Genomic DNA, 22,886 nt, shown 5'->3' with positions numbered 1-22,886 from the left:
GCTCCTGCCACCCGGACAGGGTACGCGGCCGTGCGTGCGCCCCGCCCCGTCACGGCAAGTGGTCCAGCCGCTTCAGAATGACCCCCTCGCGCAGCGCCCACGGACAGACCTCCACCGACTCCACCCCGAACAGGTCCATCGCCCCCTCCGCCACCAGCGCCCCCGCGAGCAACTGCCGCGCCCTGCCCTCCGACACCCCGGGCAGCTCCGCCCGGTCCGCCGCCGGCATCGCCGCCAGCCGCGGCACCCACTCCTCCAGCGCCTTCGCCGACAGCGACCGGTGCACGTACAGGCCCTCCGCCGAGCGCGCCGCGCCGGTGATCCGGGCGAGCTGCCGGTACGTCTTGGACGTCGCCACCACGTGATCGGGCTGACCGAGCCGGCTGAACTCGCCGACCACCCGGGCGATCTGCGCGCGTACGTGCCGCCGCAGCGCCCGTACGTCGTCGGGGTCGGGCGGGTCCCCGGGCAGCCAGGAGGTGGTCAGCCGGCCGGCTCCGAGCGGCAGCGACACCGCCTTGTCGGGGTCCTCGTCGATCCCGTACGCGATCTCCAGGGACCCGCCGCCGATGTCCAGGACCAGCAGCTTCCCGGCCGACCAGCCGAACCAGCGGCGTGCGGCCAGGAACGTGAGCCGCGCCTCCTCCTCGCCGGTGAGCACGGTGAGCTTCACGCCCGTCTCGGCGGCGACGCGCGCGAGCACGGATTCGGCGTTGGCCGCCTCGCGGACCGCGGAGGTGGCGAAGGGCAGCACGTCTTCTGCGCCCTTGTCCTCCGAAACCTGTAGGGCCCCATGAATCGTGGCTATCAGCCGGTCGACGCCGTCGTCGGAGAGGGCGCCCTCCTCGTCGAGGAGTTCGGCGAGCCGCAGTTCCGCCTTGTGCGAGTACGCGGGCAGCGGCCGGGCACCGGGGTGCGCGTCCACCACCAGCAGGTGCACCGTGTTCGAGCCCACATCGAGAACGCCGAGTCGCATAACGGGAAACGCTAGCGCCTTGCCGCGCGGCCGTACGCTGGGTCCCGTGAGCAAGAGGAAGAATCAGGGCAAAACGCAAACGGGTTCGGGCGTCGTGCGCAAGAATGCCGCGCGGGCGGAGGCGCGGGCCGAGGAGGTCGGGCTCGACTTCGCCCGCGCGTGGGTGGAGTTTCCGGACCCCGACGACGACGAACAGGTCTTCCGCTGCGACCTGACGTGGCTGACGTCACGCTGGTCGTGCATCTTCGGCCGCGGCTGCCAGGGCATCGACGCCGCCGGCCCCGACGACGGCTGCTGCACGCTGGGCGCGCACTTCTCCGACAAGGACGACGAGAAACGGGTCGCCGGCCATGTGCGAAGGCTCACACCCGAACTGTGGCAGCACCACGCGGAGGGCAGCGGCCCGGGCGGCTGGATCGAGACCGACGAGGACGGCGAGCGCAAGACCCGCCGCGTGCGCGGCGCCTGCGTCTTCCACAACCGCGCCGGCTTCCCCGGCGGCACGGGCTGCGCGCTCCACCTGCTGGCGCTGCGCGAGGGCCGCGAGCCGCTGGAGACCAAGCCGGACGTCTGCTGGCAGTTGCCGGTCCGCCGGTCCTACGAATGGATCACGCGCCCCGACGACACCAAGGTCCTGATGGTCTCGATCGGCGAGTACGACCGCCGCGGCTGGGGTCCGGGCGGCCACGACCTCCACTGGTGGTGCACGTCGGCGCCCTCGGCGCACGGCGGCGGCCGGCCGGTGTACGAGTCGTACCGGCCGGAGCTGGTGGAACTGATGGGCGCAAAGGCGTACGCCCACCTGGCCGCCCTCTGCGAGGAACGCCTGCGGGGCGCCCGGCACGGAGCCCTCCCGGCCCCCCACCCGGCGGACTGAGCGGACCGCGGCCGGCGGTCACCCGCCGGCTCAGCCGGCCGGCCCCGGTACCACCGGCGAAGCCGGCGGGCCCTGGGACGGTGTGGACGCCGCAGGCGTGGGGTCGGGGTCCGAGGGCGACGGGCCGGGATCCGACGGGCCGGGACCGGGATCCGACGGGCCGGGGCCGGGGTCGGACGGCGACGGGTCCGGGTCCGACGGCGACGGATCCGGGTCGGAGGGGGACGGGTCAGGGTCCGAGGGGGGCGGTGATCCCGGCGGGGACGGCGAGGGAGGCGGGGGCGGTGAGCCCGGGCCCGGGCTCGTACGGCCGCTGCCCGAGCCGGTGATCAGGATCGCCGCCCCGGCCGGTGACACGTACACCCGCGCCTTCCAGCCGCCCCGCGGCTCGCCCGCCTCCGCGACCGTCACCGCCACCGTCGTCGCCTCGCCCGGCCGCAGCGTTCCGTACGTCGCGCTGAACCGCAGCCACCCCGCGTCCGTTCCGACCCGCCAGGCGACCGGCTCGCCGCCGGACGCGCGCAGCCGCAGGTACGTGGTCTCCCCGCCCGGCCACGCCTCCACCGTCAACCGACCCGGGCCCCGGCCCGGCCGCGCCCGGGCCGGGCCGCCCCGGTCGACGACCTCCACCGAGACGTCCGGCCGGTTGCCGCCGTGCGACGCCCCCGGGCCCTTCTTGTCGTGCGCGCTGCCGGCCTTCTCCACCGGGCGGCCGTCCAGCGATTCCGGTTCGTCCGCGTCCGTGCTCGGCGGCGGCCACTCGGACTGCGCCTCGCCGGCCGGCGGTGCGCCGCGGTTCGCAACCCACAGCGCCAGCACCGGCGCCGCGATGACGGTGGCCACCACGGTCGACGTCACCGCCCGGGAACGCAGCCGGTCGCGGCGGGCGGCGCGGTGCCGGGGGTCGCGGGGATAGCCGCGGCGGTCGAAGCGCGGGGCGTGGGTGAGACGGCTGCGCTGGGCGCGCAGCATCGCCGTGTACGCCGCCGCGCGGGGCGCGTGGAGCACCGGCAGCGGGCCCTCGGGTCGCGCGGCCCGCAGCGTGCCGGGCCAGGCCCAGCCGGCACCCGCGCGCTCGGCGGCACGGCGGCACTCGGCGCAGTCGTCGACGTGCCGGACCAACTCGCGGCTCAGGGCGGCGCTGAGGAACAGCCGGCTGTCGCCGGCGAGCCGGGCGATGGCGGGGCAGCCGTGCTGGTCGACGACGGCGAGCGCGGCCCGGGTCCGTTCGACCTCGGCGGCGGCGGTGGAGAGCAGCACGCGGGCGGTGTCGGGGTGCTGGCCGAGGACGGTGGCGACCTCGTCGGCGGGCAGCCGGTGGCGTACGGCCAGCTCCAGCGCCTCGCGCTGCTCGGGGGTGGTGCCGGCCGCCTCGGGCCAGGCGAGCGCGGCGAGTTCGCGGCGGTGCAGAGCGGCGGTGTCGGTGGCGGTGTCGGTGGCGGTGGTGTCCGGGGTGGCTTCTGCGGTGGCGTCCGCCCCCGCGGCCGAGCCGGCCCGCGAGGCGGCGCCCGCGGCACCCGGCTCCGGCTCCGCGGGGGCGCCGGACCGCTTCTCCCCGGCCGGGCTGATGAACCGCTTCTGCACGGTCCGGTGCACCGGCCGGTGGGCCGGCCAGTGGGCGGACCGCTGCGCCGGTCGCTGTGCCGCCCGGTGCCCGGGCTTCTTGTCCAGCCGGCGCACGCAGGCCCAGCGCGCCAGCGAGTACAGCCAGGGCCGCCACTCGGCGGGCGTCGTGGGCCGCCGCCGCGGCTGGCGTTCGGCGATCGCGAGGACGTCGCCGAGGGCGGCCACGGCGTCGTCGTGGTCGCACAGCACCGACATGCAGTAGGTGAACAGGCCGTCCAGGTAGGGCTCGTACTGCTCGGGCGGGTGCGGGGGCGGCGGCTGCCGGGCGGGTTCGGGGTCGGGGCTGCTCGTCACCCCGCGAACGTAGGCGCATAGTCGCGTACGGATCGGGGTGGTTCGGCGCTTCTCACCCCAACGGATGACGATGTCACTCGATGGGGGACGTCGCTCCCGTCGGAGTGCCCGAAGCCCGTCGGCGGCGTCTCCCGGCGCCCCCGATCCGTAGGCGTGCGAAGGCCGCGCTGGGCGCCGCGACCGCCGCGCCCAGCGCCAGGCCCGCCGCCACGTCGAGCGGGTAGTGCACGCCGACGAAGACCCGCGACGCCGCCAGCAGCACGCCGAACGGCAGCACCCACGCGCTGATCCGCGGCCACGCCAGCGCCAGCGCGACGGCCGCGGCACCGGCGATCGTCGCGTGGTTGCTGGGGAACGACCAGTCGCCCGGCGGCGGGCAGTCCGCCAGCGGCTCCGCCGCCCCGCGCACCGCCCGGCACGGCCGCTCCCGTTCCACCCACGTCTTGACCAACTCGCTCAGCCCGTACGCCGCCACCGTGCCCGCCGCCCCCGCCACCACCGGCGCGCGACGCGGGGCCGCCCACCACGCGGCGGCGAAGAGCGCGGCCAGCAGCACCAGTCCCGCGTCCGTGCCGTACTCGGCGAGCGCGTGCAGCCAGTCCGGCGTGCGACGGGCCAGCGAGGTGACGTCCCGGTACAACTCGTCGTTCATGCCGGGACGGTACGAAGCGTGTTCGGGTCACCACTTCCGGCGAAAGTCAGTACGCTCCCCTGACGAAAGTCAGACCGCGCGGCGGGTACGGGACCGCCCTGCGCCTCAAGTCTCGTAAGGTTTCCGCGTGGGATCTTTCCGCCGTCCTGTCGGTCCGCTGCCGTCCGCCATCTACTGGCGGCGCCGGGCGGTCCTGCTCGGCCTGCTCGCCGTGCTCGCGATCTTCGCCGTTCTGGTCATCAACCTCGGGGGCGGTAGCGAGAACGCCGCCGACGAGAGCAGGAAGCCGGCGGAGTCGATTACTCCGGGGCCGACGGACGACTCGTCGGTGATCGACAACCCGCCCGGGGGACGCGAGGAGGACGGCGGCGGCTCAGCCGGCTCCGGCGGATCCGAGGACGAGGACGGCGGCGGCTCGGGCGACTCCGAGGGCTCGGGCGGCCCGGACGACTCCGGTGACGGCGGCTCCGGTGACGGCGAGGACGACGGCTCCGCCGGCGGCGCAGGTTCCGCGGGCGGTTCCGGCTCCGCGGGCGGCGGTTTCGGCGTCGGTTCCGACGGCGTGCCGGCCGGCTCGTCCATGGCCGCGTGCGACGCCGGCGACGTGGAGCTGACGCTGCGCAGCGAGAAGCGTTCCTACGCGCCGGGGGAGCGGCCGGTGTTCGAGCTGACCGCCGTCAACTCCGGTGCCGGCGACTGCAAGATGGACTTCTCGCCGACCTCCGCGGTGCTCACGATCAAGACCGCGACGGGTGGCGAGAGCCGGTGGTGGGCGTCGGACGACTGCCCGTGGACGACCGGCCCGATCGTGCTCGCCGTCCCGGCGGGCGGCGAGGTCTCGCGGACGTACGAGTGGGACAAGCGGGCGAGCGAGCCGCGCTGCGCGACGCCCGAGGCGGGCACGGCGGGTGCGGGGAGCTACGAGGCGGAGGTCCGCGCGGACGGCTTCGCGACGGCGACGGCGCCGTTCGTGCTGGAGAAGGCGTAACGCCACCCGCGTATCCGGGCGTTGTCGACCGTATGTTCCCAGGTGCCGCCCGGGCGCGGGGTGTTGACGGCCGTACGCCGCCATGAGGCACTCGCGTGCGGGGCGTTGACGTCCCCTTCCGCCGCGCGGGCCGCCGTCAGACGTAGCGTTCCAGGATCGACGACTCCGCCAGCCGGGAGAGCCCTTCGCGCACGGACCGCGCACGCGCCTCGCCCACGCCGTCGACCGTCTGCAGGTCGTCGACGCTGGCCGCGAGCAGCTTCTGCAGGCCGCCGAAGTGCTCCACCAGCCGGTCGATGACGGCGCTGGGGATGCGCGGCACCTTGGCCAGCAGCCGGTAGCCGCGCGGTGAGACCGCGGCGTCCAGGGTCTCGGGCACGCCCGTGTAGCCCAGCGAGCGGGCCACGATGGGCAGTTCGAGCAGCTCGCCGTGGGAGAGCCGGTCCAGCTCGGTGAGCGCGCGCTCCACGGTGTACGGGCGGCGGCCGGTGCGCTCCGGGACGTAGTCCCGGACGACGAGCTGGCGCTCCGGCTCCACGCCCGCGATCAGCTCGTCGAGCTGGAGGGACAGCAGCCGGCCGTCGGTGCCCAGCTCGACCACGTACTCCGCGATCTCGGTGGCGATCCGGCGCACCATCTCCAGCCGCTGGGCGACGGCGGAGACGTCCCGCACGGTCACCAGGTCCTCGATCTCCAGCGCGGAGAGCGTGCCGGCCACCTCGTCCAGCCGGAGCTTGTACCGCTCCAGGGTGGCCAGTGCCTGGTTCGCCCGGGAGAGGATCGCGGCGGAGTCCTCCAGCACGCGCCGCTGGCCGTCGACGTACAGCGCGATGAGCCGCATCGACTGACTGACGGAGACGACGGGGAAGCCGCTCTGGATCGACACCCGCTGCGCCGTGCGGTGGCGGGTGCCGGTCTCCTCGGTGGGGATCGAGGCGTCGGGGAGCAACTGCACGCCCGCGCGCTCGATCCGCGTGATGTCCCGGTCGAGGACGACGGCGCCGTCGAGCTTGCACAGCTCCCGCAGCCGGGTCGCGGTGAACTCGACGTCCAGCACGAAGCCGCCGGTGCAGATGGACTCGATGATCTTGTCCGTGCCCAGCACGATCAGCCCGCCGGTGTTGCCGCGCAGGACCCGCTCCAGGCCGTCGCGCAGCCCCGTGCCGGGCGCGACCGCGCTCAGCGCGGCCCTCACCGCGGCGTCGGAACCGGAACTGCCGCCGGCTCTGCCCGGGGTGCCCACCCGGTCTGCTGCCACTGGAACCCTCCGGAATCCTCCGGTCGTCGTTTCGGCGCTCTACGCGTACGCCGGCGGCGCACGCACAAGCCCCCTGCGCTCCCCCGCACGGAAGAGACCGGGGCAAAGTCTACCGGCGAGCCTCCTCGGGCTGCCGGGACTCCCTCGGCTCCCTCTCCCCGCTCTGCCCCCGCGGCCCGCCGCCCGCCCGCCGCCGGCCGGCCGGCAGCGCCCGCAACGCGTCTGCTATGTCCGCGACTTCCCGTACCTTCATGCCCGCGGGGATCTTGCCCGGATCCGCCGGTACGAGCGCATGCGTGAACCCGAGCCGGGCCGCCTCCGCCAGCCGCCGGGCCACCCCCGTCACCCGCCGCACCTCGCCGGCGAGGCCGACCTCCCCGATCGCCACCAGATTCTTCGGCAGCGGGGTGTCGCTCGCGGCGCTGGCCAGCGCGAGCGCGACCGCCAGGTCGGCGGCCGGCTCGGAGAGCTTCACACCGCCGACGGTGGCGCTGTAGATGTCCCGCTTGGACAGCGCGCGGATGTCGCCGCGCTGCTCCAGCACGGCCAGCATCATCGAGACCCGGGATGTCTCCAGGCCGGACGTGGTGCGCCGGGGGGAGGGGATCTGGGAGTCGACCGTCAGCGCCTGCACCTCCGCGACCAGCGGCCGGCGGCCCTCCAGGGTCACCGTCAGACAGGTGCCCGGCACGGGCTCGTCCCGCCGGGTCAGGAACAGGCCGCTGGGGTCGGCGAGGCCGATGATGCCCTCGTCGTGCAGCTCGAAGCAGCCGACCTCGTCGGTCGCGCCGTACCTGTTCTTCATGCCGCGGACCAGCCGCAGCCTGGCGTGCCGGTCGCCCTCGATGTGCAGCACGACGTCCACCAGGTGCTCCAGCAGGCGCGGGCCCGCGATGGCGCCGTCCTTCGTCACGTGCCCCACCAGGATCGTGGCCATCCCACGCTCCTTGGACGCCCGGATCAGCGCACCGGCGACCTCCCGGACCTGGGCCATGCCGCCGGGGGCGCCGTCGATCTCGCCGGAGGCGACGGTCTGCACGGAGTCCAGCACGAGCAGGGCGGGCTTGACCTCGTCGAGATGGGCGAGGACGGCGGCGAGGTCGGTCTCGGCGGCGAGATACAGCCCGTCGCTCAGGGCCCCGATGCGGTCGGCCCGCAGCCGGACCTGGCCGGCGGACTCCTCTCCCGTCACGTACAGCGTGCGCTCCCCGCCGACCGCGGCCTTCGCGGCGACGTCGAGCAGCAGCGTCGACTTCCCCACGCCCGGCTCGCCGGCCATCAGCACCACGGCGCCGGGCACGAGCCCGCCGCCGAGCACCCGGTCCAGCTCCGGCACCCCCGTCCCGCGCGCTTCGACGCGGCGGGCGTCGACCTGCGCGATGGGCAGCGCGGACGTCGTGACCCGCCCGGCCGCCGTGGTCCTGACCGCGGGCGCGCCGACCTCCTCGATCGTGCCCCACGCCTGGCACTCGGGGCAGCGGCCGAGCCACTTCACGGTGGACCAGCCGCACTCGGCGCAGCGGTACGCGGGGCGGTCCCTGCCGCCGCTCTTACGGGATGCCATGCGCCTAACGTAGTGGGGGCCGCTGACACCGCGGGGAGTCGTCCACAGGCGGGGGAACGGAGGCGTACCCCGCCGTCCGGACTGTGGACAAACGGTCCGGACCGTGGGCAGGGGGCGTAGGCTCGGAAGCTCAGATGTGCCGCTCCCCGGGAGGGAAACATGCCCGCGCTGAGGTCCCGCACCGTCACCCACGGCCGCAATATGGCGGGCGCCCGCGCCCTCATGCGCGCCTCGGGCGTAGCGAACGAGGACATCGGCAAGCCGGTCGTCGCGGTCGCCAACAGCTTCACCGAGTTCGTCCCGGGCCACACGCACCTGGCGCCCGTCGGCCGCATCGTCTCCGAGGCGGTCAAGGCCGCCGGCGCGGTGCCGCGCGAGTTCGACACGATCGCCGTGGACGACGGCATCGCCATGGGCCACGGCGGCATGCTCTACAGCCTGCCCTCGCGCGACCTGATCGCCGACTCCGTGGAGTACATGGTGGAGGCGCACTGCGCCGACGCCCTGGTCTGCATCTCCAACTGCGACAAGATCACCCCCGGGATGCTGATGGCGGCCCTCCGGCTGAACATCCCCACGGTCTTCGTCTCCGGCGGCCCCATGGAGGCCGGCCGCGCCACCCTCGTGGACGGCAGGGTCCGCAAGCTGGACCTGATCGACGCCATGGTGGACGCGGCGAACGACGGCGTCTCCGACGCCGACGTGCTGCGCATCGAGGAGAACGCCTGTCCCACCTGCGGCTCCTGTTCCGGCATGTTCACCGCCAACTCGATGAACTGCCTGACGGAGGCCATGGGCCTGTCCCTGCCGGGCAACGGCTCGGTGCTGGCCACCCACACCGCCCGGCGGGCGCTCTACGAGGCCGCGGGCCGCACGGTCGTCGAGCTGACCACGCGGTACTACGAGCAGGACGACGAGACGGTCCTGCCGCGCAGCGTGGCGAGCCGGAGCGCGTTCGAGAACGCGATGGCGCTCGACATCGCCATGGGCGGCTCGACGAACACGATCCTGCACCTGCTGGCCGCCGCCCAGGAGGCCGGCCTCGACTACGGCCTGGCGGACATCGACGCCGTCTCGCGCCGGGTGCCGTGCCTGGCCAAGGTCGCGCCCAACGTCGCCCCCGGCGGGACGTACTACATGGAGGACGTGCACCGCGCGGGCGGCATCCCCGCCATCCTCGGCGAGCTGTACCGCGCCGGCCTGCTGAACGAGGACGTGCACGCGGTGCACTCCGACTCGCTCGCGGACTGGCTGAAGCGGTGGGACGTCCGCGGTGGCTCCCCGTCGCCCGAGGCCGTCGAGCTGTGGCACGCGGCGCCCGGCTGCGTGCGGTCGGCGGCGGCGTTCTCGCAGTCCGAGCGCTGGGAGACCCTGGACACCGACGCCGAGGGCGGCTGCATCCGCTCGCTGGAGCACGCGTACGCGAAGGACGGCGGCCTGGCGGTGCTCAAGGGCAACATCGCGGTGGACGGCGCCGTGGTGAAGACCGCGGGTGTCGACGCCTCCATCCTCACCTTCGAGGGGCCGGCCGTCGTCTGCGAGTCGCAGGAGGAGGCGTGCGACAAGATCCTCGGCAAGCAGATCAAGGAGGGCGACGTCGTCGTCATCCGTTACGAGGGTCCCAAGGGCGGCCCGGGGATGCAGGAGATGCTGTATCCCACGTCCTTCCTGAAGGGCCGCGGCCTGGGCAAGGTGTGCGCGCTGGTGACCGACGGCCGCTTCTCCGGCGGCACCTCCGGGCTGTCCATCGGCCACGCCTCCCCGGAGGCGGCGGCGGGCGGGACGATCGCGCTGGTCGAGGACGGCGACCGGATCCGCATCGACATCCCGAACCGCGTCATCGAGCTGCTGGTCGACGAGCAGACGCTCGCCGGGCGCCGCGCGGCCCTCGGCGGGCGGTACGTGCCGAAGAGCCGCGAGCGCAAGGTGTCCACGGCCCTGCGGGCGTACGCGGCGATGGCGACCAGCGCCGACAAGGGCGCCGTGCGGGACGTCACCAAACTGGAGGGCTGAGCGCGCCGCGAGCCGGTCCCGCAGGGGGGCGGGACGGGCCGCGCACGGCTCCGCGATAATCGGGTCCGTGAGCGACAATCAGCAGCCCGAGAGCCCCGACGGCGCGCCGCTGCCCGAGCCCCTGCGGTTCTTCGGCACGACCTGGGTCGACCGCTCCGGCGGCTACTGGGTCCGCCGTGCCGGCCTCGCCGTACTGTCCCTCGCGCTGGCCGCCGGCGGCGCGTTCGTGCTGGCGCTGTCCTACAACGGGCTGCAGCTTGCCAACGGCGGCGGCCTCATCCAACTGCTGATGATCGTCGCCTTCGCGGTGTGCAGCTCGCTGGCCTTCACCCGCACCCTCAACGGCTTCAGCAGCCCGCACGAAGCCGGACCGGCCGACAGCTCCTTCCGGCCGATCCGGGTCATCGGCTTCGTCGGCGTGCTGCTGGCGTACACGGTGCGGAGCTTCGTCGAGGCACCGGGCGAGGGGATGCTCCGCCAGGACTACGAGCACCGCCTGGAGCGGCACGCGCGGCGGCGCTCGTCCCGTACCGGTAACCCGGCCAAGCGCAAGCGTAAGAAGCGCCGCTGACGGGCGCCCGTGCGCCCGGCCCGCGCTCCGTCCCCTACGCCCCCTCCGGCGCCCCGGCGTGGGCGGCCACCCAGCCGTCGGCGAGGTCCGCCAGCCGGTGCGCCGCCGCCGTGGTGCGCTCCCGGTCGCCGGTGTTGAGCATGTCGATCTGCAGCCCCGCGAAGGCCGCGTTGAGCAGCGTCGCGTAGCCCGTCGCCGCCTCCGCCGGCACGCCCCGGTCGCGGAACCAGCCCGCGACGAAGTCCACCCGGTCCGCCAGCAGCCGCGATGTCGCGCCGCCCAGCCGGTCGCCGGCGGCAAGCCCCTCGATCTCGTGGATGAGCCGGGTGAGCGGCAGATGCTCCGGCGTCAGGTGGTACTCCCATGTGGCCCGTACGACCTCGCCCATGCTCATCTCGCCGTCCGCGCCGGGCAGCCCGGCCAGCCACTCCCGCTGCCGCTCGTCCAGCCGCGCCAGCGCGGCGGCCAGCAGGTCGGCCTTGTCGGCGAAGTGGTGGGTGAGCACCCGCGTGCTCTGTCCCAGCTCCTTGGCCAGGGGCCGCATCGACAGGGTGGCGAGGCCGTGGTCCACGAGGTAGTCGACGACCGAGTCGAGCAGGGCGGTCTTGCGGGCCGGGTCGGCGGGTCTGGGCATGGCACTCCTGGTAGGTGTCACCGGGCCGCCCGCGTACGTGCGCCGGAGACGCACGTACGCGGGCGGCGCGGAAACCGGTGGACGCCGTTAAGGTAACGACTGTTACCTTAACGGCATGGACGAGAATCCCACCCTGCAGAAAACCGCCTCACCCCTCCGCCGCTCCCTGCCGGGCTGGCTGATCGCGCTCACGCTGACGACCTTCACATTCTCCACCGACGACTACCTGGTCGCGGGGGTGCTCCCGGGCATCGCCGACGATCTGGACGTGTCCGAGGCCACGGTCGGACAACTCGTCACCGTCTTCTCCCTGGTGCTCGCGCTCGCCGCCCCCGTCGCCTCCGTGGTCACCGCGACCTGGCCCCGCCGCCCCCTGTTCACCGCCGCCCTCACGATGTTCGCCGCCGCGAACTTCGCGATGCCGCTCGTCGCCTCCTTCCCCGTCCTCATGGCGCTGCGCGTGCTCGCCGCGCTCGCCGCCGCCGTCGTGGTACCCGGTGCGCTCGGCGCCGCCGCGGCCCTCGCCCCGCCGGAGCGGCAGGGCCGCTACATGGGCACGGTCTTCGCGGGACTGACCACCTCGCTGCTGCTCGGCGTGCCGCTGGGCACCTGGGTGGGCGCGGTCGCCGGCTGGCAGGGCGCGTTCGTCCTCGGCGGCCTCCTCGGCGTCGCCTCCCTCGCCGCCCTGTACGCGACGCTGCCCGAGCCGCCCCGCGGCGAGGCCCTCCGGCTGACCGACCGGCTGACCCCGCTGGCCCGCCCCCCGCTGCTCCTCGGCCTCGCCGCCACCGCCGTCGCCGTCCTCGGCAACCTGATGGTGCTCACCTATCTCGCCGTCTACCTCCGCGACCTCGCCGGCATCGGTCCCACGGGGCTCGGCGTGATCTTCGTGCTGGCCGGCCTCGCCGGCATCGCCGGCAGTCAGCTCGGCGGTCCCGCCGCCGACCGGTGGGGCGCCGAGCGCGCGCTGCTGAGGGGTTGCGGCGCGTTCGCGCTGGTGATGCTCGGGCTCGTCGCGTGCTGGCCGCTGCGCCCCGCGCCGCTGGTGCTGGTCGTGCCGCTGATGCTGCTCTGGTCGGCGGCGGCCTGGTGGATCCCGCCGGCCGCCAGTGCCCGGCTGCTGCGCCTCGCCGGCCCGGCCGGCGCCCAGGCCCTCGCGCTCAACAGCAGCGCCGTCTACCTCGGCGTCGCCGCCGGCGGCGCGTCGGGCGGCGTCCTCCTCGACGCCTTCGGCAGCGGTGCGCTCCCGGCCGGCGCGGCGGCGGCGCAGGGCGTGGCGCTCGCCCTGTTCGGCCTGGCCTCCCGCCGGGACTCTCAGGGGAAACCCTGAGGTGCGCCCGGGGTCCCCCCCAGACGTCCCGGACATGTGTCAGTACTCTTTGACAGGTCCTCCCGACACCTGTCAGCTTTGACTTACACACCGACGCACGAAGGGGCCGCAGATGGCACGGACGCCCGCTCCGGCCCCGTCCGGAGACGAACTGCTCAAGGTCCTCGCCGCACTCGGCAATCCGCACCGCCTGCGGATCGTCGCCGCGCTCCACGAGGGCCGGAACTACGTCAGCCGGCTGGCCCGCGAGATCGGCATGAGCCGCCCGCTGCTGCACATGCACCTGCAGCGGCTGGAGGCCGCGGGCCTCATCACCGGCTCGCTGGAGCTGTCCGGGGACGGCAAGGCGATGAAGTTCTACGAGGTGGTCTCGTTCCGGTACGAGCTGACTCCCGACCTGATCGAGGAGGTCGCCCGCACCATCGGCGACGGTGACGGCGAGCCGCCAGGCGAGCCCCCCGGGAAGGACCAGACCGGCACCGGGAAGCCCGAGACGGTGAAAGAGGAAGCCACATGAACGAGCAGACGGTGCACCTCGCCGACAGCGCCGACACGGTCGGTGCCGTGGTCGGCGCGGTGGGGGCCGGCGGGTTCTTCGCGCTGCTGATCGTGGTGGTCTGGCAGATCGCCGCCACCTGGCGGGCCAAGATGCTCGCCGCCCGCGAGGAGCAGTACCGGCAACTCGCCCTCAAGTACCAGCAGTTGCTGGAGGACAACCTCGAACTGCACCGGCGCAGCATCGACGAGCTGACCGAGGCGCGCCGCTCCATCACCGCGATGGAGAAGATGATGCGCGAGATCGAGTAGCACCACGCGCGTACGGGCCGGAAGCGGCAACTTCCGGCCCGTACGGAAACGAAGCAATCCCCGGCACACCCCCGCGCCACGGCCTGGTCGGCAAACCACAGCGGCCGCGGTGCGGACCGGTCGTGCGCCGATCCACTTCCCTTGAAGGAGACCATCCCATGTCCGCTCGGATCAAGCAGCTCGTGGCTGCCCCCGGAGGACGCCGGACGAAATGGCTCGTACTGGCCGCCTGGATACTCCTCCTCGTCGCCCTCGGCCCGCTGGCCGGCAAGCTCGGCGACGTCGAGGAAACCGGCCCCAACGCCTTTCTGCCGCGCAGCGCGGAGTCCGCCGAGCTGAACACGGAGCTGGAGAAGTTCCGCGGCGACCCGGACGACGAGATCATGCCCGCCGTCGCCGTCTACAGCGTGCCGGACGGCGCGATGACGGAGGCCGGCCGGCAGAAGGCGGCGGCGGACGTGGAGGCGTTCGCGCCGTACGTCGCCAAGGGCGAGCGCGTGACGCCGCCCGTTCCGTCCGACGACGGCGACGCGCTGATGACCATCGTGCCGATCACCGACGAGGAGGACCTCGGCGACACCATCGACGCCGTACGCGAGGTGGCCGCCGACGGCGCCCCGGCGGGCGTCGACGTGAAGGTGGGCGGCCCGGCGGCATCCCTCGCGGACTCCACCGCGGTCTTCGACTCCCTCGATGTGACGCTGATGCTCGCGACCCTGGCCGTCGTCACCGTCCTCCTGCTGCTGACGTACCGCAGCCCCCTTCTGTGGCTCTTCCCCGTGCTGGCCGTCGGCTTCGCCGCCGTCCTCACCCAGGCCGGCACGTACCTCCTCGCCAAGCACGCCTCCCTGCCCGTCGACCCGCAGTCGGCCGGGATCCTGATGGTCCTCGTCTTCGGCGTCGGTACGGACTACGCCCTGCTGCTCATCGCCCGCTACCGCGAGGAACTGCACCGCCACGAGGACCGCCACGAGGCCATGCAACTGGCGCTGCGCCGCTGCTTCCCCGCGATCCTCGCCTCCGCCGCCACCATCGCGGCCGGGCTGTCCTGCCTGGCTTTCGCCGACATCAGCTCCTCCCGCTCCCTCGGCCTGGTCGGTGCGGTCGGCGCGGTGTGCGCGTTCCTCGCGCTGGTCACGGTGCTGCCGGCGCTGCTGGTGATCGTGGGCCGCTGGGTCTTCTGGCCGTTCGTCCCGCGCCACGGCACCCCCGTGCACGGGCACCGCACGGTGTGGTCCCGGATCGGCGCCGTGGTCGCGCGCAGGCCGCGCGGGTCGTGGCTGATGTCGCTCGGCGTGACCGCGGTGCTCGTCTTCGGCGTCGTCGGCATGGACTTCGGTCTCAAGCAGTCGGAACTCTTCCAGGACAAGCCCGAGTCGGTCGTCGCCCAGGAGCGCATCTCCGCGCACTACCCCTCCGGCGCCTCCGACCCGGCCGACATCGTCACGAACGCCGCCGCGAAGGACGGCGTACGGGCCGCGGCCGACAAGGTCGACGGGGTCGCGGGGGTGGCGGACGGCGTCACGGCCGGCGACCTGGCCACCCTGCGCGTCACCCTCGACGACGAACCCGATTCCGACGCGGCCAAGGACACGATCGACGACCTGCGCACCGCGGTCGGCGCCGTCGACGGCGCGGACGCGCTGGTCGGCGGCACGACGGCGGAGGCGCTGGACACCCAGCGCGCGGCGGACCGCGACCTGCGGGTGGTGGTGCCCATCGTGCTGCTGGTGGTCTTCCTGGTGCTGATCGGTCTCCTGCGCGCGCTGGTGGCGCCCCTGGTGCTGCTCCTCACCGCCGTGCTGTCGAACGTGGCCGCACTGGGCGCTTCGTACCTGCTCTTCGACCACGTCTTCGACTTCGCCGCGGTCGACTGGTCCATTCCGCTGATGGGCTTCGTGTTCCTGACCGCGCTCGGCATCGACTACAACATCTTCCTCATGACCCGGGTCAGGGAGGAGGTCGCGCTCCACGGTCACGCGAAGGGCGTCCTCACCGGTCTCACGTCGACCGGCGGCGTCATCACGTCCGCGGGCATCGTGCTCGCCGCGACGTTCTCGGTCTTCGCGGGGCTGCCGCTGGTGACGATGGCGCAGATGGGCGTGCTGGTCGGAGTGGGCGTGCTGCTGGACACGTTCCTGATCCGCACGGTCATGGTGCCGGCGCTGGCGCTCGACCTGGGCCGGTGGACGTGGTGGCCCGGCGCGCTGTTCCGCCAGGAGACCCGGCGGGCGGCGGTGCCCGATGCGGCGGGGGCGGATCTGCCGGAGGCGGAGCGCGTACGGGCCTGAGGGCAGGGCCCGTACGGCGGGCAGGGGACCCGGACCACCGGGCGCCCCTGCCCGCCGCGGCACCGCGCCGTACGCCGTGACCTGCGGGACCGGGCGGCAGCCGTCCAGGCTGTGGATAACTCCGCGGGGTGTCGGGCGGCGGTGCGAGGATGGACGGCATGACCCAGAAAGTCGCCGTACTCGGCGCCGGAAAGATCGGCGAGGCGCTGCTCTCCGGCATGATCCGCGCCGGCTGGTCGCCCGGCGACCTGCTCGTGACCGCCCGCCGCCCGGAGCGCGCCGAAGAGCTGCGCCATCGCTACGGTGTCGAGCCCGTCTCGAACGGCGACGCGGCCAAGCGCGCCGACACCCTCATCCTCACCGTCAAGCCGCAGGACATGGGCACGCTGCTGGACGACCTCGCGCCGCACGTGCCGGCGGACCGGCTGGTCGTCTCCGCCGCGGCCGGTATCCCCACGGGCTTCTTCGAGGAGCGGTTGCCGCAGGGCGCACCGGTGGTGCGCGTCATGCCGAACACGCCGGTGCTCGTGGACGAGGGGATGTGCGTCATCTCCGCGGGGAAGCACGCCGTGGAGGAGCACCTGGCGAGGACCGAGGAGATCTTCAAGCCCGTCGGCAAGACGCTGCGCGTCCCCGAGGCGCAGCAGGACGCGGCCACGGCGCTGTCCGGCTCCGGCCCGGCGTATTTCTACTTCCTCGTCGAGGCCATGACCGACGCCGGGATCCTCCTGGGCCTGCCGCGCGAGAAGGCCCACGACCTCATCGTGCAGGCCGCCATCGGCGCGGCGGTCATGCTGCGCGACAGCGGCGAGCACCCGGTCAAGCTCCGCGAGGCGGTCACCTCCCCGGCGGGGACGACGATCAACGCGATCCGTGAGCTGGAGAACCACGGCGTACGGGCGGCCCTGATCGCGGCGATCGAAGCCGCCCGCGACCGCAGCAGGGAGCTGGGCACGGGCCCGGCGCCCGGCGGCAGGCGGGCATAGGGATACCGGCGATGTCACCACAGCCCCACGACCCGCCGCCCCCGGGAGGCGAGCCGATCCGGGTCCTGCTCGCGGACGACGAGGCCATGGTGCGCGGCGGGGTGCGGGCCATCCTCGCCGCCGCGGACGGCATCGAGGTCGTCGCCGAGGCCGGCGACGGCCGCGAGGCCGTCGAGCTGACCCGGCGGCACCGCCCCGACGTCGCCCTGCTCGACATCCGGATGCCGGTGCTCGACGGGCTGGGCGCCGCCGCCGAGCTGCGCCGGGCCGCGCCGGGGACGGCGGTGGTGATGCTCACGACGTTCTCCGAGGACGAGTACATCGCCGGCGCCCTCGACAGCGGCGCCGCCGGTTTCCTGCTCAAGTCCGGTGATCCGTACGAGCTGATGGCCGCCGTCCGCGCCGCCGCCGGCGGCGCCTCGTACCTCTCGCCCCACGTCGCCCGCCGCGTCATCCAGCGGGTCAGCGGCGGTCGGCTGACCCGGGAGAAGGAGGCGCGCGAGCGCGCCGCGGCCCTCACCCCGCGGGAGCGCGAGGTGCTGGCGCTCGTCGGGGCCGGGCTGTCGAACGCGGAGATAGCCGGGCGCCTGCACCTGGTGGAGGGCACGGTGAAGGCGTACGTCAGCCAGATCCTGGCTCGCCTGGAGCTGAAGAACCGGGTCCAGGCGGCCATCCTCGCCTACGAAGCGGGACTGGTCGCCGAGGACGCGGACCCCTCGGCGCAGGGTTCGCCGTAACCCCGGTCCGCCACGCCCCGGCCGCTCCCGCCCGCGCCGCCGTCCGCGCTCCCGCCCGTGCCACGGCGCCCGTCCCGCCGCAGCCGGAGGGCCCGTACTCCCTCGTGCAGCAGCGTGATGCCGAAGGCGAGACCCAGCCCCAGCGCCACCCCCCGCAGCGGCTCGTCCTCGAAGGCCGCGCCGCCGGCGTAGCCGAGCGTCGTCCCGTACGCCGCCCAGGTCACCGCGGCGAGGACCGCGTACCGGGTGAACGTCCGGCGCGGAAAGCCCGTCGCCCCCGTGGTGAGCGTGGCCGCCGTCCGGCCGCCCGGGATGTAGCGCGCCACGACGAGCACCAGCCCGCCGCGCTCCGCCAGCATCCGGCCCACCCGCTCGTACGCCCGCTGCGCCCGGCTCCCCGGCCGAAGGCGGTCGAAGATCCGCGGCCCGGCGCGCCGGCCGAGGAGATACGAGACGTGGTCCCCGGTCAGCGCCCCGAGGGCCGCCACCACCGCCACCAGCAGCGCATCCGGCTGCCCGCCGGCTGCCGCGAACACCCCCAGCGTGATCACCAGCGTCTCGCTCGGCACCACCGGAAAGAAGCCGTCCACCGCGGCGATGCCGAAGAGCGCCAGGTACACCCACGGGGTGCTGACCACGCTCTCGACGGTGTGGATGATCGCGTCATTCATGGGGTGCACGCTAGGAACGCGGCCCGCGCGCCACCGCGCACGGAAGTCAGGAGCTCCCCATGACTTTCGTCAGGTGCCCGGCGGCCCTCGCCCGCCGTACCGTGGCCGCATGACCGGCACCGACCGGCTGTCCGCCACCCTGCGTCGTACGCCGCCCGACCGCCTCCACCCCGACCGCCCCGCAGTCTCCCACCCAGCAGACGGCGGTTGCGCCAGCGGCGGGCCCGACGGCGACCGCCCCGGGCGCCGCCGCCGTCCCTTCCCGCCCCGGGCCCTCCGCCGCGTCCTGCGCAGCGAACGCGCCGCCGACCTGCTCCTCTGGCTGGTCCTCGCCCTCCCCGTCGTCGCCGCCGGCGGCCTCCCCGGCGCCGAACAGGCCGCCGGCGCCGACCTGCGCTGGGTACGTGTCGCCGCCGTCCCCCTCCTCGCCCTGGCCGTCGCCGTCAGCCGTCCCCGCCCCCTCCTCGCCGCCGCGATCCCGGCCGGGCCGGCACTGGCCGCGACGCCCGAGCTGTTCACCAACCAGTTCGTCCTCGCCCAGGTCGCCCTCTCCTTCCTCCTCGGCCGCCGCACGGACCGCCCGCGCACGGCGCTCCTGCTCTTCGGCGCGATCGCCGCGGCCGGCCTCGTGCTCGCCCGCACCGTCCCCGACGCGACCTTCGCCGGCTGGGCGACGCTCGTGCTCACCGTGCTCTTCGCGATGGTGCTCCCGTGGCTGCTCGGCCGGTACGCGCGCCAGCACGCCGCGCTCGTCAGCACCGGCTGGGAGCTGGCCGAGCGGCTGGAGCGCGAACAGGAGCTGACCGCCGACCGCACCCGGCTGCGCGAGCGCTCCCGTATCGCCGGCGACATGCACGACTCCCTCGGCCACGAGCTGACCCTCATCGCCGTGCGCGCCGCGGCCCTCCAGGTCTCCCCGGGCCTCGATGCCGCCGCCCGCAAGGAGGCCGCCGACCTGCGCGAGGCCGCGGCGACGGCCACCGAGCGGCTGCGTGAGGTCATCGGCGTGCTGCGCGAGGACGACGAGGGCGCGCCGGTGCACCCGGCGGACGACAGGGTGGAGGAGCTGGTCAGCCGGGCGGCGGCGTCGGGGATGCGGATCGAGCTGGTTCGCGGCGAGGGCCGGCCCCCGGCGGGCGAGCCGCCCCGGGACGGGGAAGGACCGGCCGCCCCGCTGCCCGCGGTGGCCGACCGGGCGATCCACCGCGTCGTCCAGGAGGCCCTGACCAACGCCGCCAAGCACGCCCCCGGCGCCGCGGTGACCGTCCGCCTCCGCCGCGACACCGACCACGCCGAGGTGACCGTCGTCAACGGCCCACCACCGGAGTCCGCGAAAACCGCCACGGCGCCGCAGACCTCGGGCGGCTACGGCCTCGTCGGCCTCGACGAGCGCGTCCGTCTCGCCGGCGGCACGCTCCGTGCACAGCCTGTGGACGGCGGTTTCGCCGTCACCGCCCGCGTCCCCCTCACCCCCGGCGCCGCCCCCGCCCCGCCGCGGGAGTACGCCGCCCGGCGCGAACTGGCCGCCGCGCGCCGCCGCGTACGCCGCGGCATCGTCGACGCGATCTGGATCCCGGTCGTCGGCACCGTCGTCCTCGGCGTGGTTCTCCTCGGCGCCGACCTCTACACCGCCTACCGCGCCGTCCTCGACGCCGACACCTACGACACGCTGCGCATCGGCCAGCCCCGTGACGCCGTCGAGCGCCGCCTCCCCGCCTACGAGGCGGACGTCAACACCCGGCCCGCCGCCGCCCCCGCCGACCCGCCCGGCACCGACGACTGCCTCATCTACCGCACCACACCCTTCACCCTCGACCCGTCCTACCGGCTCTGCTTCACCGACGGCCGCCTCTCCCACAAGGACAAGGTCGACGCCGACCCGTAGCACCGGCCATCCGGGGGTTAGCCCCACCCGTGCCCGGTGGCCCGCAGGATGGGGCGCGGACGTCCGCGCCCCTAGCGTCGTACGGCATGAAGCCGAAGCCCGCGACCCTCGCCGCCCCCGCGCTCGCACTGGCCCTCGCGGCCGTCGCGACCGCCTGCACCCAGGCGGTCGGCGACGGCGAAGCCGAGAACCGCACCTTCCGGATCGGCGCGGACGCCACCACCCTCACCATCGACGCCGACGACACCGCCGTGGAGCTGGTGCCCGTCGACCGCGAGGGCGGCGAGATCGACGTCACCCGCTGGTTCAAGGCGGAGAAGTGGAACGGCGACGTCGGCACCGAGTGGTCGGCCGACGGCGACACCCTCCGCTTCCGCACGAAGTGCAGCGGCGTCATCGTGAGCTGCGACTCCCGCTACCGCGTCGAGGTCCCGCGCCACCTCGCCGTCACGATCGACGGCACCGGCGGCCGCATCGAGGCGAAGGGCTTCGACACCCGCCTCGACATCTCCAGCGGCGACGGCGCGGTGGAGGTGGCGGACGCCGGCGGCCCTCTGAACATCGACGCCCATGACGGCTCCGTCCGCATCGACGGCGCATCCGGCCCCGTCGGCATCGACGCCCGCGACGGCTCCGTCCGCGCCACCGGCCTCACCGCGGCCCGCGTCACCGCCTCCCTCGGCGACGGCAGCCTCCACCTGGGCTTCACCGACACCCCGGACAAGGTCACCGCCGCATCCCGCGACGGCAGCCTGACGCTGGAGGTGCCGAAGGCGCCGTACCGGGTGAGCACCGACGTCCGCGACGGCAGCACCGACGTCACCGTCCCGCGCGACCCCGCCAGCCCGCACCGCATCAAGGCCACCACCTCGGACGGCAGCGTCACGATCCGCCCGGCGGACTGACCGCACCGAAGGCGGGCAGCAGACCCGCCGCGTCGTAGGCGGCATCCACCCGGGGCCGGGCCATCCCCCGGGCCCGCTCCGCCCCGCGCCGCAGCACGTCCTCGACGTACGCCGGGTCGGCACTGAGCTCCGCGTGCCGCTCCCGCACCGGCCGCAGCACCTCCACCACGGCCTCGGCGGTATCGCGCTTGAGCTGCCCGTACGACGTGTACGCACCCGCCAGCTCCGCCGGCTTGCGCCCGCTGCACCCGGCCAGGATCTCCAGCAGGTTCGCCACCCCCGGCTGCGCCTCCCGGTCGTACGTCACCGCGCTCCCGCTGTCCGTCACGGCCCGCATCACCTTCCGCCGCACCGTGTCGGGCTCGTCGAGGAGATGCACGATGCCGGCCCGCGCCCCGGCCCCGTCGTCGGACTTGCCCATCTTCGCCGCCGGGTCCTGCAGGTTCCTCACCCGCGCGGCGACGGACGGACGGGCCACCCGCGGCACGGTGAAGACCCGCCCATAGCGCTGGTTGAACCGCTGCGCCAGATCCCGCGCCAGCTCCACGTGCTGCGCCTGGTCGTCGCCGACGGGCACCTCGTCCGCGCCGAAGGCGAGGATGTCGGCGGCCATGAGCACCGGATACGTCAGCAGCGACAGCCGCACGCCCCCGCCCTTGGCCCGCTCGCGCGCCGCCTTCTCCTTGTACTGGATCATCCGCCGCATCTCGCCGTCCGCGGCGGTGCACTCCAGCAGGTACGACAGCCGCGTGTGCTCGTCGACGTGACTTTGCACGTACACGGTGCACACAGCGGGATCGAGCCCCGCGGCCAGCAGCAACTGCGCGGCCTGCCGACTGAGCCGCCGCAGCCGCGCGGGCTCGTACGCGACGGTCATGGCATGCAGGTCGACGACGCAGAAGAGCGCGTCGGCCTGGTGCTGATCCTCCTCGGCCCAGCGCCGCACGGCGCCCAGGTAGTTCCCGAGCGTCAGATGCCCGGTGGGCTTCACCCCGCTGAAGATCCGCCGCCGCGCGCCCCGCGATCCGTACGCCGTCATCGTCGTCCCTCTCCTCCGCTGTCAGGACCGCCGCATCGACGGCCGGCGAGGGGGAGAGCCACGCGAAACGGCCGCCGGACCGGCGGCCGTTGAAGTTGTGCGCACACACGCACCCGAGGTCGGCCGCCCTCAGGCGGCCCACCACTGCTGGGTTCGTGTACGTGCCGGCACGCATCCACCCTAGCGCCGAGGTAGGCTGGAAGAGCGGGACGCGGCTGACGTTGGCCGGGACCCGCGAGGCGGTGCTTGACAAGAACGTCATGGATCCGTAAAGTTCTTCGGGTTGCCCCGGGGCCTGTCTGGTTCTGGAGTGCGACGGTGGCCGTCCCTGAGGGACGGCTCGTGCCATCTACTCGCAGTGTGATCGACTCCCTTTCGCCGGGGTTGGTTCGGCGTGCCCGGGTTTTTTCGCCGGGTGCCGGATTTTGCGGCGGCGGGACAATCCGCTACGGTTATGGAACACCGAAGGGAAACGCCCGGAGAAGCCCGGTGAGGGTTTTGATGGAAGTGTCCGTTCTTTGAGAACTCAACAGTGTGCCAAGTAGTCGATGCCAAGTGTTTGATGTAGTGACACAGCAGTAAGCGAGGCAGACTCGTTTCTGTGATGCTGCTACGGGGGCTCGGTTTTTCGGAGCCTCTTCAGGTATGCATTTACGGAGAGTTTGATCCTGGCTCAGGACGAACGCTGGCGGCGTGCTTAACACATGCAAGTCGAACGATGATCCGGTTTCGGCCGGGGATTAGTGGCGAACGGGTGAGTAACACGTGGGCAATCTGCCCTG

Annotated in this window: 20 protein-coding genes and 1 rRNA gene; 13 read left to right on the top strand and 8 right to left on the bottom strand. The window is 74.0% G+C overall.

The genetic code is table 11. The features are described from left to right. Positions 1 to 49 precede the first annotated feature (49 nt). A complete protein-coding gene (locus I003_RS0118145; protein WP_027772802.1) occupies positions 50 to 976 on the bottom strand; it encodes a Ppx/GppA phosphatase family protein in 927 nt (308 codons plus the stop codon). Positions 977 to 995: 19 nt separating this feature from the next. On the opposite strand from I003_RS0118145, the gene I003_RS0118140 reads away from it, so the two are divergent. After that, positions 996 to 1,853, top strand: a complete 858-nt coding sequence (locus tag I003_RS0118140; RefSeq protein ID WP_027772801.1) for a DUF3109 family protein — start codon at positions 996 to 998, stop codon at positions 1,851 to 1,853. Between the two features lie 30 nt (positions 1,854 to 1,883). Here the strand turns inward: I003_RS0118140 and I003_RS32590 are convergent, their stop codons facing one another. Together I003_RS32590 and I003_RS0118130 are read right to left on the bottom strand one after the other, a co-directional pair. Next, positions 1,884 to 3,773 (bottom strand): hypothetical protein, encoded by a 1,890-nt coding sequence (locus I003_RS32590; RefSeq protein WP_037721107.1) that lies wholly within the window; start codon positions 3,771 to 3,773, stop codon positions 1,884 to 1,886. A gap of 73 nt (positions 3,774 to 3,846) precedes the next feature. Beyond that, a complete protein-coding gene (locus I003_RS0118130; protein WP_027772800.1) occupies positions 3,847 to 4,425 on the bottom strand; it encodes a phosphatase PAP2 family protein in 579 nt (192 codons plus the stop codon). A 127-nt stretch (positions 4,426 to 4,552) separates the two neighbouring features. On the opposite strand from I003_RS0118130, the gene I003_RS0118125 reads away from it, so the two are divergent. Next, positions 4,553 to 5,413: a hypothetical protein gene (locus I003_RS0118125; protein ID WP_027772799.1), complete on the top strand. Its 861-nt coding sequence runs from the start codon at positions 4,553 to 4,555 to the stop codon at positions 5,411 to 5,413. 136 nt (positions 5,414 to 5,549) lie between these two features. Here I003_RS0118125 and disA read toward each other — a convergent pair whose 3' ends face one another. Together disA and radA are read right to left on the bottom strand one after the other, a co-directional pair. Then, positions 5,550 to 6,671 carry a DNA integrity scanning diadenylate cyclase DisA gene (disA, locus tag I003_RS0118120; RefSeq protein ID WP_078564141.1) on the bottom strand — a complete coding sequence of 374 codons (1,122 nt, stop codon included), beginning with the start codon at positions 6,669 to 6,671 and terminating at the stop codon, positions 5,550 to 5,552. Between the two features lie 109 nt (positions 6,672 to 6,780). Further along, positions 6,781 to 8,235, bottom strand: a complete 1,455-nt coding sequence (gene radA / locus I003_RS0118115) for a DNA repair protein RadA (protein WP_027772797.1) — start codon at positions 8,233 to 8,235, stop codon at positions 6,781 to 6,783. Between the two features lie 159 nt (positions 8,236 to 8,394). Here radA and ilvD point away from each other — a divergent pair, with 159 nt between their 5' ends. Both ilvD and I003_RS0118105 read left to right on the top strand, forming a co-directional pair. Beyond that, entirely contained in the window at positions 8,395 to 10,248 is a 1,854-nt protein-coding gene (ilvD, locus tag I003_RS0118110; protein ID WP_027772796.1) for a dihydroxy-acid dehydratase, read from the top strand. Between the two features lie 67 nt (positions 10,249 to 10,315). Continuing rightward, positions 10,316 to 10,819, top strand: a complete 504-nt coding sequence (locus I003_RS0118105; protein WP_027772795.1) for a hypothetical protein — start codon at positions 10,316 to 10,318, stop codon at positions 10,817 to 10,819. A 34-nt stretch (positions 10,820 to 10,853) separates the two neighbouring features. On the opposite strand, the gene I003_RS0118100 is transcribed toward I003_RS0118105, so the two are convergent. Continuing rightward, positions 10,854 to 11,453 (bottom strand): TetR/AcrR family transcriptional regulator, encoded by a 600-nt coding sequence (locus I003_RS0118100; protein WP_027772794.1) that lies wholly within the window; start codon positions 11,451 to 11,453, stop codon positions 10,854 to 10,856. Positions 11,454 to 11,568: 115 nt separating this feature from the next. On the opposite strand from I003_RS0118100, the gene I003_RS0118095 reads away from it, so the two are divergent. From I003_RS0118095 to I003_RS0118070, 6 genes are all read left to right on the top strand, one after another. Next, on the top strand, positions 11,569 to 12,783 hold the full coding sequence (locus I003_RS0118095; protein ID WP_027772793.1) for an MFS transporter: 1,215 nt from the start codon (positions 11,569 to 11,571) through the stop codon (positions 12,781 to 12,783). A 112-nt stretch (positions 12,784 to 12,895) separates the two neighbouring features. Then, on the top strand, positions 12,896 to 13,300 hold the full coding sequence (locus tag I003_RS0118090; protein ID WP_027772792.1) for a winged helix-turn-helix domain-containing protein: 405 nt from the start codon (positions 12,896 to 12,898) through the stop codon (positions 13,298 to 13,300). Next, the gene (locus I003_RS0118085) at positions 13,297 to 13,590 is read left to right on the top strand and encodes a hypothetical protein (protein ID WP_027772791.1); all 294 of its coding nucleotides are present in this window, start codon (positions 13,297 to 13,299) and stop codon (positions 13,588 to 13,590) included. Before I003_RS0118090 ends, I003_RS0118085 begins: the two co-directional genes overlap by 4 nt. A gap of 158 nt (positions 13,591 to 13,748) precedes the next feature. Continuing rightward, complete coding sequence (locus I003_RS0118080) at positions 13,749 to 15,881, top strand: MMPL family transporter (protein WP_027772790.1); 2,133 nt, start codon at positions 13,749 to 13,751, stop codon at positions 15,879 to 15,881. A 158-nt stretch (positions 15,882 to 16,039) separates the two neighbouring features. Further along, entirely contained in the window at positions 16,040 to 16,867 is an 828-nt protein-coding gene (gene proC, locus I003_RS0118075) for a pyrroline-5-carboxylate reductase (protein WP_027772789.1), read from the top strand. Between the two features lie 11 nt (positions 16,868 to 16,878). Beyond that, positions 16,879 to 17,604, top strand: coding sequence for a response regulator transcription factor (locus I003_RS0118070; protein WP_027772788.1), 726 nt, complete (start codon positions 16,879 to 16,881; stop codon positions 17,602 to 17,604). Here I003_RS0118070 and I003_RS0118065 read toward each other — a convergent pair. After that, on the bottom strand, positions 17,547 to 18,275 hold the full coding sequence (locus I003_RS0118065; protein WP_027772787.1) for a VTT domain-containing protein: 729 nt from the start codon (positions 18,273 to 18,275) through the stop codon (positions 17,547 to 17,549). The genes I003_RS0118070 and I003_RS0118065 overlap by 58 nt on opposite strands. 109 nt (positions 18,276 to 18,384) lie before the next feature. Here I003_RS0118065 and I003_RS0118060 point away from each other — a divergent pair, with 109 nt between their 5' ends. After that, entirely contained in the window at positions 18,385 to 20,160 is a 1,776-nt protein-coding gene (locus I003_RS0118060; protein WP_027772786.1) for a histidine kinase, read from the top strand. Positions 20,161 to 20,246: 86 nt separating this feature from the next. After that, positions 20,247 to 21,065, top strand: coding sequence for a DUF4097 family beta strand repeat-containing protein (locus I003_RS0118055; RefSeq protein WP_027772785.1), 819 nt, complete (start codon positions 20,247 to 20,249; stop codon positions 21,063 to 21,065). On the opposite strand, the gene trpS is transcribed toward I003_RS0118055, so the two are convergent. Then, on the bottom strand, positions 21,043 to 22,104 hold the full coding sequence (trpS, locus tag I003_RS0118050) for a tryptophan--tRNA ligase (protein WP_027772784.1): 1,062 nt from the start codon (positions 22,102 to 22,104) through the stop codon (positions 21,043 to 21,045). The genes I003_RS0118055 and trpS overlap by 23 nt on opposite strands. Before the next feature lie 650 nt (positions 22,105 to 22,754). On the opposite strand from trpS, the gene I003_RS0118045 reads away from it, so the two are divergent. Beyond that, positions 22,755 to 22,886 (top strand): 16S ribosomal RNA (locus I003_RS0118045); the annotation flags it as partial.

This window comes from Streptomyces sp. CNQ329 (assembly GCF_000482585.1).
The sequence above is the reverse complement of the archived record's forward strand: the minus strand, read 5'-3'. Positions and strand labels throughout refer to the sequence as shown.

Bases quoted from the DNA above. Each gene is read 5' to 3' on its own strand.
- I003_RS0118090 (WP_027772792.1), top strand. From the start codon at position 12,896: ATGGCACGGACGCCCGCTCCGGCCCCGTCCGGAGACGAACTGCTCAAG.
- I003_RS0118065 (WP_027772787.1), bottom strand. From the start codon at position 18,275: ATGAATGACGCGATCATCCACACCGTCGAGAGCGTGGTCAGCACCCCG.
- I003_RS0118145 (WP_027772802.1), bottom strand. From the start codon at position 976: ATGCGACTCGGCGTTCTCGATGTGGGCTCGAACACGGTGCACCTGCTG.
- ilvD (WP_027772796.1), top strand. From the start codon at position 8,395: ATGCCCGCGCTGAGGTCCCGCACCGTCACCCACGGCCGCAATATGGCG.
- I003_RS0118070 (WP_027772788.1), top strand. From the start codon at position 16,879: ATGTCACCACAGCCCCACGACCCGCCGCCCCCGGGAGGCGAGCCGATC.
- I003_RS0118085 (WP_027772791.1), top strand. From the start codon at position 13,297: ATGAACGAGCAGACGGTGCACCTCGCCGACAGCGCCGACACGGTCGGT.
- I003_RS0118130 (WP_027772800.1), bottom strand. From the start codon at position 4,425: ATGAACGACGAGTTGTACCGGGACGTCACCTCGCTGGCCCGTCGCACG.
- I003_RS0118080 (WP_027772790.1), top strand. From the start codon at position 13,749: ATGTCCGCTCGGATCAAGCAGCTCGTGGCTGCCCCCGGAGGACGCCGG.
- I003_RS0118055 (WP_027772785.1), top strand. From the start codon at position 20,247: ATGAAGCCGAAGCCCGCGACCCTCGCCGCCCCCGCGCTCGCACTGGCC.
- I003_RS0118060 (WP_027772786.1), top strand. From the start codon at position 18,385: ATGACCGGCACCGACCGGCTGTCCGCCACCCTGCGTCGTACGCCGCCC.
- I003_RS0118095 (WP_027772793.1), top strand. From the start codon at position 11,569: ATGGACGAGAATCCCACCCTGCAGAAAACCGCCTCACCCCTCCGCCGC.
- radA (WP_027772797.1), bottom strand. From the start codon at position 8,235: ATGGCATCCCGTAAGAGCGGCGGCAGGGACCGCCCCGCGTACCGCTGC.
- I003_RS0118100 (WP_027772794.1), bottom strand. From the start codon at position 11,453: ATGCCCAGACCCGCCGACCCGGCCCGCAAGACCGCCCTGCTCGACTCG.
- trpS (WP_027772784.1), bottom strand. From the start codon at position 22,104: ATGACGGCGTACGGATCGCGGGGCGCGCGGCGGCGGATCTTCAGCGGG.
- proC (WP_027772789.1), top strand. From the start codon at position 16,040: ATGACCCAGAAAGTCGCCGTACTCGGCGCCGGAAAGATCGGCGAGGCG.